The sequence below is a fragment of the Streptomyces sp. cf386 genome (assembly GCF_900103585.1).
Taxonomy (GTDB): domain Bacteria; phylum Actinomycetota; class Actinomycetes; order Streptomycetales; family Streptomycetaceae; genus Streptomyces.
Map to the genome: position 1 here is coordinate 252180 of NZ_FNHV01000014.1, position 18109 is coordinate 270288.

Genomic DNA, 18109 nt, shown 5'->3' on the forward strand with positions numbered 1-18109 from the left:
AGAGATCGACCGGCGCACGCCTTCGGGGCGGATCCTGCCGTACTGATCCCGCTGTGCTGAGCCCGCCGTACTGAGCCCGCCTTCTGATCCTGTCTACCGGACCGGTGGCGCGCGGCTCAGTCGGCCAGGTCCGCGTCCGCGTCCGTGTCCATGCCCGTGGCCATGCTCGTGTCCAGCTCCAGCGGCTCGACCCGGCCCTCCAGCATGGTGCCGAGGCCCTGCACCGCGCAGACGTCGGGTCGCTCGGCGATGTGCACGGGCATCCCGGTGGCCTGCCGCAGCATCTGGTCGAAGCCGGGCAGCAGCGCACTGCCGCCGACCATCATGATCCCGCGGTCGGCGAGGTCGGCGACCAGGTCGGGCGGGCAGCCGCGCAGCACCTTGCCGATGCTGTCGAGGACGGCGGTGAGCGGGGTCTGGATGGCGTCCCGTACGGCGGCGGTGTCGACCCGGACGCTGCGGGCGAGGCCGGTGCAGATGTCGCGGCCGTGGATCTCGGTGGAGGTCGGCCCGTGCGGTGTGAGTCCGTTGCCGGAGAGCGCGAGCTGCAGCGGTCGTACGTTCTGGCTGGGCAGCATGAGCTCGTGCTCGTGCCGCAGGTGCTGCACGATCGCGTGGTCGACGGCCTCGCCGCCGACGCGGACGCGTTCGGCGGCGACGATGGCGCCCATGGAGAGCACGGCCACCTCGGTCGCCGCCGCCCCGCACACCATGATCATGCTGGCCTCGGGCTGCTCCACGGGCAGTCCGCACCCCACGGCGGCCGCGATGAGGGTGTCGACGAGTTCGACGCGGCGCGCACCGAGCCCGACGAGGGTCTCTATCGCGGCGCGCTGGGCCAGTGGGTCGGCGTCGTGCGGGGTGCAGGCCGCGGCACGCAGGAACGGCTTGCGGCGCAGCGTACGGCGCATCTTGTCGCCGAGCAGATGCCGCAGCATCCGCTGGGCCATCTCGATGTCGACGACGGTCCCGCCGGAGACGGGCCGTACGACGCGGATGTAGTGCGGGGTGCGACCGGTCATCTTCTCCGCGAACTCGCCGACCGCGATGAGCGCGCCGGTGCGGGTGTTGACGGCGGCAGCGGAGGGCTGGTCGACGACGAGTCCGGAGCCCTTCACGAAGACGCGGGTTCTGGCCGCCCCCAGGTCGACGGCGAAGTGGCAGCGGCGCAACTGCTCCAGCGTGGCGATCATGAGGGTCCTCCCGAGAACGCAGACCATGGGTCCGCCGGGTGGGTGGCGGGCCTCGCTTGAGGTGGTCGGGGTCGTGTGGTCGGCGGGTGGCCGGCCTCCTTGGCATCGATCGTGCTCGCGGCCGGGAGGGGGCGCCTTTTGGAGGGGGCCGGGCGGGGTGCCGCTGAATGGGGGGATTTGATTCTGAAAGGGCGTCAGGCGGCGTGTCGGGTCACAGGGAGTGGGCGGCTTCGAGTATGGGGCGCAGTCCCGGCACGGTGAGATCCGCCGCATCGAATCGCCGGCGTGCCTCTTCGGTACGGGCGTGGCCGATGAAGCGCATGCCGGCGGCGTGGGCCGCGGACTGTTCGTCGAGGGTGGAGCCGATCAGCACACAGCGGGAGCGGGAGGCGCCGAGTCGCTCGACGGCACGGAGCAGGACGCCGGGGTGCGGCATCAGGCGGGTGAGGTGGGAGGAGCGGCCGTGTACGCCCCCCAGGAGGCAGGGGGTGAGGCCATGGAGGTCCAGGAAGGTCTCGGCCGCGGACGCGGCGTGGTCGGTGACGACGGCGAGGCCCATGCCACGGCTGTACAGGGTGTGGACCAGCTCGTCCGAGAACGGCGTGGGCCGGACGGTCCGGGCGGCCCAGGTCTCCTTGCGGTTGAGCTCGGTGCGTACCGCGTCCGCGGCCGGGTGCCCGGCGAGCGTGCGGAGCAGTGCGATGGGCGTGACGCCGTCCTCCGCGCGGACGGGTCCCGCCCCCGGCAGCAGCGGCTGTTCCGCGAGGGTGTCGTCCGGGTGCCGGTTCTCGCCGACGTGGCGGGCGAGGTCCCGTACCAACTCGTGCGCCTCGTCCGGCCCGAACAGCCGGGTGAGCGTGCCGTCGAAGCCGAGGATGACGGCGTCGGCGCTCCGGAGCAGGTCGGCCAGGGGCGACGGTGTGCCGGAGGACGGCCCGGGTGGGGCCGGGTTCGGCTGTGCCCCGGCTGCCAGGCGCACCGAACACGTCACCGAGAGCCCCGGCACCGGCCATCTGCCCAACCTGACCTCCACGGCCCGCTGGGCGGCGCGGGCCCGGCGCAGGGGGTAGCGGCGGGTGACCCGGGAGGCCTCGGAGAGGACGTGGTCGAGCAGGGCGTCCGCGATGTGCGTGGGCTCACCGAGGACGTAGGCGACCGGGTCCGCCACCTGCCAGGCGAACTTGACGGAGGCGGCGAAGGCACCGCCTCCGGAACTCGGGAGGACGTCCTGGCAGGTCGCTCGGTGGGTGGTGAGGTCGACCTCGTAGTACGTGGCGTACAGCGGGCGGCGCCTGTCCCGGGGGCGGGCCGGGTCGAGGAGGGTGAGGGGGCCGTCGGGCTGGGTGTGGACGATCGCCGTGCGGCCGGCATCGGAGGCGAGCAGGGACAGGTCGGGAGTGGTGAAGGGGCCGCGTACCAGGTCACGGGGTGTGACGTCCGGCTCGGCGGCCCGCCGGGACAGGGGGCAGTACCACGCGAGGGGCGCCGAGCCCGGTGTGTCGCCGTGCAACGGCAGGAACGCCGAACCGGCGAGCTCCGCGTGCAGCTCGGGGGAGACGACGACCGTGATGTCCGCGGCGACGGTCTCCAGGGCGGCCCGTACGTCGGACGGGACGGCGGACTCGTCCGCGCCGGCGAACGGGGTGTGCCAGAACGTCACCCGGAACCTCGGCGGGTCGTCCAACTCGGCGAGCACGACAGGGAGATGGAGAAGCGCTCCGCTCACCAGTCCGTGGGCGGCGGCGTCGGGCTCGGTGAGGACGACGTAGCCGTTGTCGCGGGCCAGCACCTCGAACTGGTGCGGGCGCAATTGGGCCGCCTTCAGAACCCGGTCCGTGGCTCGGCCGAGGGCGTGGTGGGCCTCCGGGTGTGTGCCCCGGCCGTCGATCTCCAGGCCGATGGTCAGGCGTGGGGCGGTGCGCAGTTCGTGGTAGAGCTCCTGGAGGGCGGGGTCCACGGGATCGCCGGGCCGTAGCTGCCGGAGTTCCGCATAGGTCTCGTACGACTTGATGGCCTCGGAGAGCCGGCCGAGGTTCTTCAGCGCCATGACGTGCAGTCGGCGCAGGTCCTCCCGGTCCGGGTGCTCCCGGACCAGGTCGGCGAGGTCGGCCGCGGCCTGCCTGAAGGTGCCGAGTTTCAGGTCGAGTTGTGCGAGGAGGGTGCGCAGGTCGAGGCGGAGGGCGCGCAGCCGGTCCCGGGTGGCCGTCGCGGCGGGACCCGGGAGGCCGTCCAGCGGGTCGCCGTAGAAGAGGCCCAAGGCGTCCCGGACCAGGGCGCGCTGGAGCTGCGGGTCCATGTCGTCGGTGCGGTCGGCGAGGAGTTCCTCGCAGTGGTGTACGTCGATGTAGTCGTCCGGCACATGGACGGCGTAGCCGTCGGAGAGTTCGGCGAGGGTGCCGGGGCCGAGGCACGCGTGGATCTCCCCCGCCACCCGGGCGAGGCGGTGTAGCGCCTCCGTTCTCGGCAGAGGCTCCTCCCACAGGCCCGCGGCCAGTTCGGCGTGGCCGACACGGCGGCCCGGTCGCAGGAGGAGCATGCACAGCAGGGCCTGGGCCCGCGGGGAGGGGAGCGTGACGAGTCGGCCCAGGCAGCTGATGTCCAACGGGCCGAGCATGGTGACGCGCAGCCGGTCCGCGTCGATCCCGCCCTGCGCCCAACCGAGGGCGATCGAGCGCGGCAGCCTCCGTATGGCGTCGACCGGGTCCTTGTCCCAGGCCAGTTCCGCCTGCATCCGCTGGAACCCCAGGCTGACCGGGCTGTGCGCGGCCAACTCCTTGAGCAGCGACCCGAACCGGACGAGGTCCGACCTCCCGTCGCGCCCCTCCGACTGCTCACCCAGCGCGAACCTGCTGATCACCACCGAGCCGTCCGGGCGCAGCAGCAGACCGTCCCAGCCGCTCTGCCCACGCACCAGACCGCGCTCGTGCAGGGCCTCCAACGCGGGTACGACATCCGACGCGAGCCGGGCGTGCACCCTGAAGGAGACCCCTGGACCGCTGCCGTTCTGCAGTTCGGCGACGGTGACGCCGTCCACGAACTCGGCGACCAGATACGGACGTTCGTCCTCCACGCCGTGGTCCAGCACGCGCACCACATTCGGATGCCGCAGCTCCGCCAGCACCCGCGCCTCCCGCCGGAACCGCTCTTGCGGAGCCCGCTGGGGCGGGTAGAGGTGGACGACCACGGGCCGGTCGGTGCGTACGTCGACGGCAGCCCACATCCGGTCGTTCGGCCCCCGCTGCCCCAGCAGCCGATACCGCCCGCCGACCAGCTCCTCCGCCGGCTCTCCGCCCAGCCGCCTTATGGTCTCCGCACTGACCGTCGCGAACGCCGGCCCCGTACCCCCGTCGCCCCCCGCCTCCCGGCGCACCTCGGCCCGGAACTCACCCGCCGCGAGCCCCGCCCGCTCGTCGATCAACCCGCCCACCCGGGCCAGGAACTCCCGGGTCCGCGCCCGCGCCGTACGCGGCAGGGAACGCAGCAGCAACTCCCGTACGCCCGGCCGGAACTCGTACGATCCCGGCGGTCCCTCAAGCGCCGTCAGCATGCCGCTGAGGATGATCTCGGCCAGGTGCTGGGGGCGGGGGCTGCGGTCCAGGGCGCGCTGGACCAGCCGCATCACCGGCAGGGACGGGTTCGCCAGGGCGAGATGGCCGGCGATGCGGAACGCCTCCGGGGACGCGGTCGCCCGGAAGCGCAGCACCAGGTCCTGGGCCGGCAACGAGGAGACGCCGGGGGCGGGTTCGGCGGGCGGGAGCGGCGCGGGAGGCAGCCAGGCCAGGGCGCCGGGTGCGTGGCCGCCGCCCGGCGCGGCGATCAGGGCGGCCCAGTTGGCGAGCCAGGTGGGGGCCGGTTCCAGGACGGGGAGGGGGACGGCACCCTCGTGGGGGGTGTGCGGGTCGTGTGCGTCGTACGGCGTGAAGGTGAGCGCGGCCGACGGTGCCGCCGAGGTCGGGGCGGTGAGCAGGCCCGGGGCGGCGGGCAGGGCCGTGGTGGGCCAGAGGTGTTCGGGCAGCGGCTGGACGACGGCCAGAGGCATGCGCGACGCCCAGCGGCGCAGGGCGCGGTACCAGCGGTCGCCCGCCGGGCCGGGGCGCCATTGCGGGCCCATGCAGTCGCTGACGACCAGGGTGACCGTGCGGCCGTCGGCGAGCGCGGGGACGTGAAGGGCGCGGCCGTCCGGGGTGGCCCGGTGCGCGGTGACCGTGCGGAAGATGCCGGACTGGGCGAGCACGGTGTGCAGTTCGCGCACCAGCGGGCGCCAGACGGGCATCGTGGGGCCCGCGTCGTACACGAGGTTGAGGCGCAGCCAGCGGTCGGGGGCCGGGCGCAGCACCGGGAACCAGACGTTCGGGTGGGCACCGAGCCGGGCGATCCGGTCGGCGGTGGCGTGCTCGTCGAGGAGCCGGGCGCGGGGGGCGGGGACCTTGCGCTTGAGGGGGCGCAGGGCGCGTTGCAGGGCGAGGGGGCGGGGGAGCATCGGGGGCGCGGGGGCGAGCAGCGGGGTGCCGCGACCCGGGCCGGTCGGCGCGTCGGGGTGCGGGGGCTCCGGGAGGTGGAGGGGGATGCGGGTGTCAGGGGGTGGGGTCGAGGGCTGGTGGGGGTTCGGGTGAGGGGGATCGGGTCGGGGTGGGACGGCGGTGGGGGTGGGAGGCGTGTCGGTGCTGCCTTGCCGGGCATGCCCGGCAGGAGCGGCTTGACCGGAGGCTGTCGGCTCCTCCTGCCTCTCCTGCCCTTCCGGGATCAACTGCGCTGCAAACCAGAGGAGTTCGGCAAGCTCGCGAGGTGTGGCGGCGTCCTCCGTGGACGGGTCCGCACCCTTGACGGAGCTCAGCACGGCGGCGAGCCGCGCAACGGCGGACCCTGCGGTCGTCCCCTCAGAATCCATCGCCGTCAGCCGCCGAGCTCAGATACGGCATCAACCGCTCGGCCAGCTGCTCGCGGGAGTCGGCTTGGAGGCCTGCGATGCCCGTGAGGTAGATGGCGTTGAGGAGTTGGTCCGTGGCCAGTTCGCCGGTGCCGGCGCGGGTCAGGAACTCGGTGATCAGGCTCTCCGCCCGAGCGTCGGGCTCGCCGAGGTGGGCGCGGACGATGTCCGTGAGCTGGGTGCGGTCGGGGCGGAGCAGGCGCAGGCGGACGCAGCGGCGCAGGAAGGCGGGCGGGAACTCGCGTTCGCCGTTGCTGGTCAGCACGACGAAGGGGAAGGCGCGGCAGCGGACCCGGCCCCGGACGACGGGCACCGGAGTGTCCGTCCCGTCGGCGAGGACCCGGGCCTTGCCGTCGGTGGAGTGGCGGGCCGCGCGGACCAGTTCGGGGATCTCGTACTGGCCCTCCTCCAGGATGTTCAGCAGGTCGTTCGGCAGGTCGAGGTCGCTCTTGTCGATCTCGTCGACGAGGAGGGCGCGCGGGCGGTCGTAGGGGAGGAGGGCCGTGCCCAGCGGGCCCAGCCGCAGGTGGTCCTCGACGCCGTCCGGGGTGGGGCCGGGGCCGCCCGGGCCGGTGCCGGGTTCCTTCCGGCCCGCGTACAGGCGGGACAGGGGGTCGTACTGGTAGAGGCCGTCGGCGAGGGTGCTGCGGCTGGTGATGTTCCAGCGCAGGACGGGGCCCAGGCTCAGCTCGCGGGCCACGGCGTAGGCGAGGGACGACTTGCCCGTGCCGGGCGGGCCGGTGACCAGCAGCGGGCGGCGCAGACACAGCGCGGCGTTGACCAGCTGCACGCTCTCCGGCGTCGGGACGTAGGTCCTCGCCCGGTGCACACGGTCCGGCGAGACCGCCGACGCGTCGTCGCCGTCGCCGGGCCGCGGCAGCGCGGGGCCGCCGTCGAACGCCCGCCAGGGCGGCGGGGCGGGCAGTTCGGCGATGCCGTCGTGCGGCTCGTCGGTGCCGGTGTAGACGGACCAGTTGGACATGGTGCGCTCTCTCCGGTTGCTCTCCGTTGGCGGTCTGCGGTCCCGGCGGGCGGCCGGATCAGGCGACGGGTGACCTGGTGTGTACGGCGGCGGTGTGCGGGTCGGTGAAGCGGCGTGGGTCGTCCCACAGGAGCTGGATGTCCCGCGCCCAGTGGTCGTCCTCGGCTTCGGCCCGCTGGCGCAGGCTCAGCACCCGGCGGGGGAGTTGGGCGGGCGGTACCCGGCAGACGAGGTCGTCCAGGGCGTCCAGGAACGCCGTACCGGGGCAATCGGAGCTGCCCGCGCACTCCGCCTCCCCCGGGTCGCAGCCCTGCCGGGACCACACGATCACCGGCGCCGGTGCGGTGATCGACGTCTCGAAGTGCGGTCGGGTGCGGGCCGCACGGGACGTCGCCCCGAACCCCGCCAGGCAGACCTCGGACTGCAGCAGGGCCAGCCGGAGCTTCCTGTGGTCCTCGACGCCGCCGCACGTGACGCGGTGCACACCGGCGCCGGTGCGGGTGTCCAGGCGCTGCCAGGCGCTGGTGAGGACGTGCCGGGTGCTGCTTCTGCGGCGGGCGTGGTCGGTGACCACCACCGGGTGCACGCAGCCGAGCGGGGTGTCGTCGTCGGGGCCCTTCTCCCAGCGGTCGACCGGCCAGTCGAGCCAGTCACGGGGCAGCGCGAAGGCGATCAACTCGTCCGCGCCGGGCGTCAGATGACAGAAGGCGTCCTCGATACGGTCCTGGACACACGCACGCAGCCGGGACCGCGGCACCGTCTGCGCGGGGACCGGATGCCGGCGCCCCGCGCTGTACGCCGACACCTCGACCCGCACCAGGTCGTCTCCGGCGCCGCTGTGGCCCAGCTCGACGAGGATGGCGCCGGTCTCGGCCTGAGGCGGGGCGTTGAGCAGCGCGTCGAGGCGATCGACGAACCGTGTCACGGTGGCCGGGTCGTCCACGTCGCACAGCACGAACCACGCCGCCGACCACAGGGATCCGAAGCCCTCGGCGGGCGGATCCGGATCGAACGGCCCGGCCGCGGCGGCGTAGAGCCGCACGGGGTCACAGTCGAGGCCGGCCCGCGCGGCCTTCTCGACGAGTGCGCGAAGCCGGGGGCCGTCGGGGTGGCCGGGATGGCCGGGATGGCCGGGATGGACGAGGTTCGGGGTGGGGGTCCCAGGGGGGTACGCGGATCCCGGCGGCGTCGCGAGGAAGTGCGCCGGAAGCGGAGCGTGCGTTCCGTGGAGCGGTGGGCGTTGCGTGGGCGTGGCGCGGGCCCGTCCGGATCCCGAAGCCGCCGTCCCCCGCACGTACCCGGCCCCGGCGACCGACGCCCCCGGCACATGCCCGGCCCCCACGACCGGCACGAGGTCGCTCAGGCCGGACCAGTAGCGGGCCAGCACATGCGTCGGCATCATCCGGCCGATGCGTAAGGCGCGGGCGCCGGCCGCTGCCGTGACCATGCCGACGACCTGACCGGTGTCGACCAGGGTGACCGCGGCGCCGCTGAAACCGACGGCAAGCGGCTGGCCCTGTCCACTCCAGGCCTCCAGCTGGATCCACTCGCCGCCGATCAACAGCTCGGTCACGGCACGGAACTCGGCGATCGTGCCGTCGTCGTACCCGGCGGGGAACCCGTAGGCCATGAGCCTGCGGTCGCCGTGCGCGACGTCGGCCGGGGCGAGCGGCGCCGGGGTGATCGGCACCTCGCGGTCCAGTTCCAGTACGGCCAGGTCCCCCAGCTCGGAGACACGGCCGTCCCAGCCGCCGTGCGCGACGACCCGGGCGGCGACGGGAGCGTCCCCGGGGCGCTGCGGGAAGGTCACGGTCACCGGGGCCAGGTCGCTGTTCTCGATGACATGCGCACAGGTCAGCACCTTGTCAGGGGTCACCAGGAAGCCCGCGCCGGACACCGTGCCCCCGCATTCGATGCGGGCGTGCCACTCGGCACCCTTCAGGCCTGTCATGACGCCCCCGTCACCTGCGGTCCGTCGATCACGACCATTGTCCCGGACGGCCGCCGAGGCTGTCCCGGTTTCCGGCCACCCCCTTCACTCTCTCCTCACGACTCCGCGAAGCACCCCCAGCTCCACCAAGTCCTGTGGCCGGATGCGGAGTTGCTCGGCCGTCTTCTCGACCTCCTGCGGCGTCCGCTTCAGGATCGCAGCCGCCAACTCCGGTGCGATGACCGAGAAGTAGCTGTCCGGCGTGGCCCACGTGTTGCCCGGCGCCGCCAACGCCAGCGCCCCGCCCGAGCCGCCCTCGCCGATCAGCAGCGTGGTGATCGGCACGCGGGCGGCGGCCACCGCGCCGAACAGGTCCGCGATCGCGGCGCCGACGCCCTGCCGTTCCGCCTCCGCGTCGTTGGCGGCGCCGGGGGTGTCCACCAGGGTCAGCACCGGGATATCGAGCCTGTCCGCGAGGCGGATCAGCCGGGCGGCGGTACGGAAGCCCGCCGGGCGGGTCGCGGTCCCGGTCTGCGCGGCGTATGCGACGGTACGGCCCTCATGCTCACCGAAGCCGCACAGCATGCCCTCGGGGTCGGCGCCGCCGCTGCGGTCGCCGCTGATCGTCACGCGGTGGGTGAAGTAGGAGTCCAAGTAGCGCTCGGCGCACGGGCGTTGCGGTGCGCGGGCGCGTAGGACCGCCTCCCAGCCGGTGGCGGGCAGCTGGTCCTGCGTGCCCGGAAGCGCGGAAGGGAGGGGTGCCTCCTGGGCCGGCCTTCCCATCAACAGCCCCAGCCAGTGGCCCAGCGCCTCCCTCAGTTCCTCAGGCGCTACGACCGCGTCCACCGCCCCCGCCGCCACCTGCGCCTCCGCCGTGTACGCCGCCGGGTCCGCGTCCGCCGGCCGCACCCGGGAGCCCGCGAAGCCGACCTGGGCGCCGGGCAGGGCGAGGATCACGTCGGCGCCCGCGCCCAGGGTCGCCCAGCCGCCGCCCGTCGTCGGGTCCCGGAGGACGGCGATCTGAGGGAGGCCCGCCTCCCGGGTCAGGGCGGACTGCCGTGCCACGCGCTGGAGTTGGGTGAGGGCGAGCATGCCCTCCTGCATCCGGCTGCCGCCTGTCGCGACCAGCGGGACGACCGGGAGGCGGTGGGCGCGGGCGTACGCGTACGCCGCCTCCAGCCGGTCCCCGGTGCGTTCGCCGAGCGAGCCGCCCAGGAAGCCGAACTCGAACGCCAGGAGCACCGCCCGCGTGCCCGCCACGCTCGCGGTGCCGCAGACGACCGACTCCTGCTCGCCGGTGCGCTCGGCGGCACGCGCGCGCGAGGCGTCGTAGCCCTGCCAGGCGAGCGGGCCGTCCGGACCGGACTCCCGTGCCGGGTGGGGGAGTTCGGCGAAGGTGGAGTCGTCGGCGACCAGTGCGACGACCTCCCGTGCCGACAGACGCCGCTCAGTCATGGCGCAGCGCCCGCTTCATGATCTTCCCCATGTCGTTGCGGGGGAGGGCGGAGAGGTAGTGGACGACGCGGGGGCGCTTGTGGGGGGCCAGGCGGCGGGCCACATGGTCCGCCAACTCCTCTGCGGCGGGCGGGGATTGGGGATCCTCCGGCACCACCCACGCCACGATCCGCTCGCCCAGGTCCGCGTCCGGCTCCCCGGTGACGGCCGCCTCCCGCACCCCGGGGTGTTCGAGGAGCGCGTTCTCGATCTCGCCCGCCCCGATCTTGTACCCCCCGCTCTTGATCAGGTCGGTGGCCTTGCGGCCGACGATGCGGACGTACCCGTCGGGATCCCGCACCGCCATGTCACCGGTGCGGAACCAGCCGTCCGGCGTGAAGGCCGCGGTCGTCGCGTCGGGGCGGTTCAGATACTCCGTGAACAGGTTCGGGCCGCGCACCTGGATCTCGCCCACCGTCTCGCCGTCGTACGACGCGATCGGCGTCCCGTCCTCCTCGACGAGCCGCAGCTCCACGCCCGGCAGCGGCACACCGACCGTCCCGGCCCTGGCCTCGCCGTCCGCGCGGACGCTCGTGTTCATCAGCGTCTCCGTCATGCCGTACCGCTCGATGACGTGTTGTCCCGTCGCGGCGGTGATGCGTTCGTGGTCGTGCACCGGGAGCGCGGCCGAGCCCGAGACCAGGAGGCGGGCCCGGCCCAGGGCCTTCGCCAACTTTGGCTCCTCGGCGAGGGCTTGGGCGATGCGGTGGTACATCGTCGGTACGCCGAACAGCATGGTCGCGCCGTCGGTCAGCTCACGCGCGACGCCCTCCGTGCTGAACCTGCCGAGGTGGCGTACGGATCCGCCGCGGCGCAGCGGGCCCAGGATGCCGAGGACCAGGCCGTGTACGTGGAACAGGGGCAGGCCGTGGACCAGGACGTCGTCGGCGGTCCACTGCCAGGCGTCGGCGAGCGCGTCCAGGGTGGTGGCGATCGCCCGGCGCGGGATGACGGCGCCCTTGGGCGGTCCGGTGGTGCCGGAGGTGTAGACGACGAGGGCGGGGTCCTCGTCGGACACCTGCGGGTCGGGGAGCGGTTCGGCGGCACGCACGTCGACATCGGCATCGACGTCGATGCGCTCCAAGTCGCCCAGGGCGGACGGCAGTTCGTCCCCCGCCGCGGCCAGCACCACCGACGGCGCACTGTCGGACAGGATGTGCCCGAGCTCCTTCTCCCCGGACTTCGGGTTGAGCGGCACGGCGGCGACACCGGCCTGAAGCGCCGCCACCACCGCCACGGCCGTCTCCAGCGCCGGGGTCGCCCAGACGGCCACTCTGCCCGCCCCGCCGATCCGCGCCGCGAGGGCGCCGGAGGCGGCGCCGAGCTCGCCGTACGTCAGGGAGCGGTCGCCGAACCGCAGGGCGGGACGTCCGGCCGGAGCACCCGTCAGGGCCGGGAAGAGAGAGGACACGCGTCGTACTCCTTAACTGTTGTCATAGAGGTCGTTGTACGTCTGCCGGTCTACCCCCAGCCCGGCACGACCATCACCAGCCACACCACCGCGGGCACCACCGCCACCACGATCCCTCCGTACATCATCAGCTGCCGGAAGAAACGCTCGCGGTCGACGTCCGGTGCCGCGGCCAGCACCAGCGCGCCGTTCGTCGAGAAGGGGCTCACGTCCACGACGGTCGCCGACACCGCGAGCGCCGCCACCATGCCGACCGCCCCGATCTCGCCCTGCGCCAGGAAGGGAACGGCGAGCGGGATGAGCGCGCCCATGATGCCGACCGACGAGGCGAACGCCGACACGATCGCGCCGATGTAGCAGAGCAGCACCGCCGCCAGCAGCGGTACGCCGATGCCGCCGACGCCCTCGCCGGCCCAGGTGATGGTGCCCATCTCGTCCAGGACGCCGACGTACGTCAGCACACCGCAGATCAGCAGCACGGTGGGCCAGGCGATCTCGCCGACCGCCTTCTTGCTGTCCTCCGGCCAGGCGGTGCTGAGGAAGACGGCGAGGGTGATCGCGGACAGCCCGGCGTCCAGGTCGAAGGCGAGGACGGCGATGACGAGGGCGACGAGGGAGGTGAGGGTGGCGATGCGGGCGGGGGTGAGGCGGGTGGTTGAGAGGTCAGTGGCGGTGGGGGCGGGGCGGGTGACAGTTGCTCCGCTGGAAGTGCCGGGATCTGTCGTCTGTTCGGTGCGGTGCCATCGTGGCTGGTCGCGCAGTTCCCCGCGCCCCTTTGGGGCGCTTCCCTCGCCGTCTGTCACCGAGCCCTGGCGCCACAGCCCGAGCCCTCCGCACACGACGAACACCACCCCGGCGATGACGAGGTTGACGACGAGGGACGCCAGGAACAGCGCGACCTCGTTCCCCGGCAGCTTCTCCCGCTCGACGATGCCGTTGACGATCGACCCGTAGATGCTGATCGGGGAGAAGCCGCCGCCCTGCGCGCCGTGCACGACCATCGCGCCCATCAGCAGCGGGCTGATCCCGTAGCGGGCGGCGAAGCTCAGCGCGACCGGCGCGACGATCGCCACGGCGGCCGGACTGACCGCCCCGATCGCGGTGAGCGCGCCGGTGAGGGCGAACATCACCCATGGGATGAGCGCCACCCGGCCCCGGACGAGCCGGATCGCGGCGTGCACCAGCCAGTCGGTGGTGCCGTTGGCGCGGGCGATCGCGAAGAGGTACGTGACGCCGACGAGGACGACGAACAGATCGCCCGGGAATCCGGCGAAGATGCCGTCCGCGTCCAGGTCGGCGACGAGGGTGCCGACCCCGAAGGCGGCGGCGAAGGCGAGCGCGCCCATGTTGATCGAGCGGGTGGTGGCGATGACGAACACCACGACGAGGACGAGGATCGAGATGAGCTCGGGGGACATACGGGCTCCCGTCTTTGGGTCCCGGAGCGGTTGGGGGCTGCACGCCCGTCAGTGGCCGAGTGGCTGAGCCACTTCCGGGTGATGGCTGGTTAGCGTGGGCGCGCGGGACGGGGACGTCAAGGGGTCGCGCATGAATTGGCTGAGCCACTCGGCCACCCGCCACCCCGGTGTTACGCTCCCGGCGAGAGGGGGACCCCGTGACCGACGCCCTGCGCCCCATGAGCAAGCAGCGCCTCTACGAGCAGGTGCTCGACCGGCTGCGCGCCTATGTCGCCGAGGGCGGCCTCGGTGCCGGGGACCGGCTCCCGACCGAGCGCGACCTGGCCCAGCGGCTGGGGGTCAGCCGGGCCTCCGTGAAGCAGGCGATCGTGGTCCTGGAGGTGCAGGGCCTGGTGGAGGTGCGGCACGGGGGCGGCACGTACCTCGTCCGGGACAGCCTCGACGTGGAGCCGGTGGAGCGGATGGTCGAGCGCCGCCGACGCCTGCCCGACGTGCTGGAGGCGCGCGAGGCCCTGGAGACCAAACTCGCCGAACTGGCCGCCGAGCGCCGCACGGAGGAGGACCTCGCGGCGATGCGGTCGGCGCTCGCGCACATGGCGAAGGAGATCGACGACAACCGCCACGGCGTGGAGGGCGACCGCCTCTTCCACGCCGCGGTCACCGCCGCCGCGCACAGCAGCATCCTCGCCGAGTTCATGCGCTCCATCGCCGACCAGATCGCCGAGAGCCGCACCGAGTCCCTCCGCCAGCCCCACCGCCCGGCCCGCTCCCTCGCCCAGCACCAGGCCATCCTCGACGCGATCGCCGAGGGCAGGCCGGGAGCGGCCGCCGCCGCCATGCGCCGCCATGTCCGTACGGTCGCGAAGGTGCGCTTGCTGGACTGGGAGCCGGACGGAGAACGCTAGCCACCGGTTCCGCATTGCCCGGTGCTCTCACACTCGGTCACCCGATTCCCTTCATCTCCTTGGCGTGGGCACGTAAAGGCAATCAGGCTTTTACACCGCCGCAGGTGTGGCGTCACGGCGCCTGGTGAGGCTAGGTAGCGACAAAAGGTCCTCCCCCCACATCCGAACAGGATTGGACCCTCATACATGCACACCGAACTGAGGCGCGCACCCGCGCCCCGGAGCACTGACGCCTGCCCGCCGACCGACGGGCCGGCACAGGGCCATGTCCTCGCGGTCGGCGCCCCCGGCCCCCGACGCGAAAAACTCACCCGCACCCTCGAATCCACCGGCTACTCGGTCACCCACGCCGTCCCCGGCGACATCGGCCGCAGCGTCCGGCAGACCCCGCCCGACGCGATCGTCGCCCTCGACGGCGGCCAAGGCGGCCACGGCGGTGTCGACCAGGCCGTGGCGGTCGTGGAGGAGATACGCACCGCACCCCAGGGCCAGGTCCTGCCCCTCGTCATGGTCACCGCCGACCGTGAACCCGCCGGTGTCGCCCGCCTGTTGCGCAGCGGCGCCGACGACTGCCTGCCCGAGGCCGCCGACCCCGTCGAGCTGTCGGCCCGTATCGCGGCCAAGCTGCACCGCGTCCCGGTCCCCGTCGACCGGCTGGCCCTGGACCCGCGCACCGGCCTGTACTCCGCCCCCCACTTCCACGACGAACTCGACCGCGAACTGCGCCGCCCCGGCCCCGGCCGCCGCCAAGGCGTCCTCGCGGTGGTCGGCGTGGCCGAGGCGGACGCGCTTGAGGAACGGTTCGGCGCACGGGTGCGCCGCGAGGTCGCCGAACGCCTCGCCGGCGTCAGCGAACGGCTCGGCGACGGCAGCGGTCGGCTCGGCTGGGACGAGAAAGGACGGCTGCTCGTCCTCATGCCGGGCATCGACGAGGAGACGGCCCGGCGCGCGTTGCAGGACTTCGCCACCGCCGTCGCCGGCACCCGGTTCGTCGTCGCCGACGAGAACGTACGGCTGACCCCGGCCGTCGGCTGGCTCCCCCTGGCCGATGCCGACGGCAGGCGCGCCGACCGGGCCGTCGGACAGGCCGCCGACGCCGTCGCCGAGGCACTGCGCCACCGTGACCTGCGGCCCGTCCGCTACGAGCCGTGGATGCGGGCGGCCACCGCCCCACGCAGCCGCGCCAGGAAGGTCGTACGACCGTTTCTGCTGGCCCTCTCCCCGCTGCTCGCGCTGCTGATCGGCGTGGGCGTGCCGTTCGCGCTGTACGAGCAGACGTACGCGCTGCTGGGCTGGGACATCGCCTCGGGGATCTACTGGATCGTCGTGGCCGGACTGGTCCTGTCCGCCTCACTGATCCTCCTCGAATGTCTCTTCTCGCTCGACGCGCCCACCCGGCCGGCGACGCCCGCGCAGCCGTATCCGCCCGCGAGCGCGGTCATCGCGGCGTATCTGCCGAACGAGGCCGCGACGATCGTCGACACGGTGGAGTCCTTCCTGCGCCTGGACTATCCGAACGACCTGGAGGTCGTCCTCGCCTACAACACGCCTCACGGGTTGCCGGTCGAGGACACCCTGCGGGAGATCGCCCGCCGCGACCGGCGGTTGGTGCTTCTGCCGGTGGCCGGGAGCACCTCCAAGGCGCAGAACATCAACGCCGCCGTCACGCGGGTGCGCGGCGAGTTCGTCGGCATCTTCGACGCCGACCACCACCCCGCACCGGACGCCTTCCGGCACGCCTGGGACTGGCTGTCCCACGGCTACGACGTGGTCCAGGGCCACTGCGTGATCCGCAACGGCGACAGCTCCTGGGTGGCCCGACAGGTCGCCGCCGAGTTCGAGGCGATCTACGCCGTCAGCCACCCGGGCCGCACCCGCCTGTACGGCTTCGGCATCTTCGGCGGCTCCAACGGCTTCTGGCGCACCGACATGCTGGCCCGCATCCGGATGCACGGTTCGATGCTGACGGAGGACATCGACTCGACGCTACGCGCGTTGCAGGAGGGTGCGCGCATCGCCACCGACCGCACGCTGATCTCGCGGGAACTGGCACCCACCCGCCTCAAACCCCTGTGGAACCAGCGCTCACGCTGGGCACAGGGCTGGCTGCAGGTGTCCCTGCGCCACCTCGGCCAGGCGCTGCGCCACCCGAACTTCACGCCCCGTCAGAAGACCGGCCTCGTAGTCCTGTTGGGCTGGCGCGAGATCCAGCCCTGGCTCTCCCTCCAGATCCTCCCGATCCTCCTCCACTCGGCCGTGCGCGCCGGAGGGGCGGACCGCATCGACTGGGCCACCCCCGCCTGCCTGCTCGCCTTCGCGTTCACGCTCTCGGCGGGACTCGTCCAGACGGCGTTCGCGGGCCGCCTGGCCCTGCCCGAACTGCGCCGCAGGCGCGGCTGGTTCTTGCGCCACGCACTGATCTCCACCGTCTTCTACACCCACTTCAAGAACATCGTGGCCCGGCAGTCGCACCTCAAGGAGCTGCTGGGGGACCGGCGTTGGCGGGTGACGCCACGAGCGTCGGCGACGGCGGTCACGCCGGGGACGGCGAAGGCGGTGGGCGGCCGGTGACGAAATCACCTGCACCGCAGCCGCAGCCACTGCCGAAGCCATCCCGCGGCTCCCGCAGCGTCGAACTCCAGGGCTTCCGAGGCCTGGCCGCCCTCAGCACGGTCGTCTTCCACGTCTGGCAGCAGTACTACGTCTACGACGCCCAGGGCGCCCACCCGCCGATCGACACCCCCTACCTCGGGGCGCTGATCTCCCTGGAGGTCATCGACCTGTTCTTCGTCATGTCGGCGTACCTGCTCACGCTCTCCTACGCCCGCGCAGCGATCGACGGCGACGACCGCACCCGCCCGGGCAGGGACTTCCTCTTCCGCCGAGCAACGCGCATCCTCCCGCTCTACTTTCTGGCGGTCCTGGTCGTCTGGTCCGCACGCAACCCGTCCCTCCCCGGCGACTGGCGCGACCTGCTGGAACACCTCACGTTCACGCACGTCTTCGACCAGAAGCGCATCTTCTACACTCTGGGCCCGACCTGGTCGCTCTCCCTGGAGATCGCGTTCTACCTCACCCTGGTCGCGGTGGGCCCCCTGGCGATCCGTGCCTGCCGCCGCCTGAGCACCCGCCGAGCCCGGGTCGCCCTGTGCGCGTCGGGCTGCGCGGCGCTCTACCTGGCCCCGGTCGCCTGGATCGCCGTAGCCCACCACGCCCTCGGCGTCCCGCACACCAACTGGCCGGTGTACTTCGGCCCCCAGGCCCGCCTGGGCGGCTTCGCGGCGGGGATGCTGCTGGCGGTGGTGCTGGTGGCGCTGGGCGAGAGGGGGAGGGTGAGCGCGGGTTGGGCGACGGCGACGGCGCTGACCGCGGCAGCAGGCCTGTACGGGCTGTCGTACTACTCCGCCCCGGAAAACCCCTGGCACACCTACTACCACCCCCTGGCGGCCCTTCTCTGGTTCGCCCTGCTCTACGCCACCCTCCACATCCGCACGACGGCCCGCCCCCGCTGGCACGCCCTGCTGCGCTCGCGATGGCTGACGGGCGTGGGCCTGGTCAGCTACAGCCTCTACATCTGGCACGAGCCCCTGATGCTCCTCCTGTACGACACCGGCGCCCTGCCCCGCTCCCAGGAGGGGTTCCCGATGGCGGTGGTGTTCGTGGTCGCGGCCGGGGTGCTGGTGGCGACGGTGAGCTACTGGGCGGTGGAGTATCCGGGGAGCTTGCTGGCGGGTTTGCGGGACAGGAAGGGACGGCCGCGGGAGTTCTATCCGGAGGCGGAGGCGGAGGCGGAGGCGGAGCCGGAGAGTCGGCGGGAGGTTGAAGCTGTGGTGCGGTGACTCCGGCCGG

Annotated in this window: 10 protein-coding genes; 3 read left to right on the top strand and 7 right to left on the bottom strand. The window is 73.2% G+C overall.

Annotation, left to right across the window (positions count from 1 at the left end):
• Window positions 1-116 precede the first annotated feature (116 nt).
• From BLU79_RS32505 to BLU79_RS32535, 7 genes are all read right to left on the bottom strand, one after another.
• Complete coding sequence (locus tag BLU79_RS32505; RefSeq protein ID WP_093909545.1) at window positions 117-1193, bottom strand: rod shape-determining protein; 1077 nt, start codon at window positions 1191-1193, stop codon at window positions 117-119.
• Between the two features lie 211 nt (window positions 1194-1404).
• Entirely contained in the window at window positions 1405-6081 is a 4677-nt protein-coding gene (locus BLU79_RS49785; protein WP_093909546.1) for an SAV_2336 N-terminal domain-related protein, read from the bottom strand.
• On the bottom strand, window positions 6071-7102 hold the full coding sequence (locus tag BLU79_RS32515) for an AAA family ATPase (RefSeq protein WP_093909547.1): 1032 nt from the start codon (window positions 7100-7102) through the stop codon (window positions 6071-6073). Before BLU79_RS32515 ends, BLU79_RS49785 begins: the two co-directional genes overlap by 11 nt.
• A gap of 58 nt (window positions 7103-7160) precedes the next feature.
• Entirely contained in the window at window positions 7161-9053 is a 1893-nt protein-coding gene (locus tag BLU79_RS32520; RefSeq protein WP_093909548.1) for a VMAP-C domain-containing protein, read from the bottom strand.
• Window positions 9054-9137: 84 nt separating this feature from the next.
• Window positions 9138-10487, bottom strand: a complete 1350-nt coding sequence (locus tag BLU79_RS32525; RefSeq protein ID WP_093909549.1) for a carboxyl transferase domain-containing protein — start codon at window positions 10485-10487, stop codon at window positions 9138-9140.
• Window positions 10480-11937, bottom strand: a complete 1458-nt coding sequence (locus BLU79_RS32530; RefSeq protein WP_093909550.1) for an acyl-CoA synthetase — start codon at window positions 11935-11937, stop codon at window positions 10480-10482. Before BLU79_RS32530 ends, BLU79_RS32525 begins: the two co-directional genes overlap by 8 nt.
• 50 nt (window positions 11938-11987) lie before the next feature.
• The gene (locus BLU79_RS32535; RefSeq protein ID WP_093909551.1) at window positions 11988-13355 is read right to left on the bottom strand and encodes an SLC13 family permease; all 1368 of its coding nucleotides are present in this window, start codon (window positions 13353-13355) and stop codon (window positions 11988-11990) included.
• 197 nt (window positions 13356-13552) lie between these two features.
• Between BLU79_RS32535 and BLU79_RS32540 the strand changes: the two genes are divergently transcribed.
• The 3 genes from BLU79_RS32540 (at window position 13553) to BLU79_RS32550 (ending at window position 18099) form a co-directional block, all read left to right on the top strand.
• Window positions 13553-14260 carry a FadR/GntR family transcriptional regulator gene (locus BLU79_RS32540; RefSeq protein WP_093909552.1) on the top strand — a complete coding sequence of 236 codons (708 nt, stop codon included), beginning with the start codon at window positions 13553-13555 and terminating at the stop codon, window positions 14258-14260.
• A gap of 186 nt (window positions 14261-14446) precedes the next feature.
• Window positions 14447-16831, top strand: coding sequence for a glycosyltransferase (locus BLU79_RS32545; protein WP_093909553.1), 2385 nt, complete (start codon window positions 14447-14449; stop codon window positions 16829-16831).
• Window positions 16828-18099, top strand: coding sequence for an acyltransferase family protein (locus BLU79_RS32550; protein WP_093909585.1), 1272 nt, complete (start codon window positions 16828-16830; stop codon window positions 18097-18099). The genes BLU79_RS32545 and BLU79_RS32550 overlap by 4 nt, the downstream gene beginning before the upstream one ends.
• The last annotated feature ends 10 nt before the right edge of the window (window positions 18100-18109 follow it).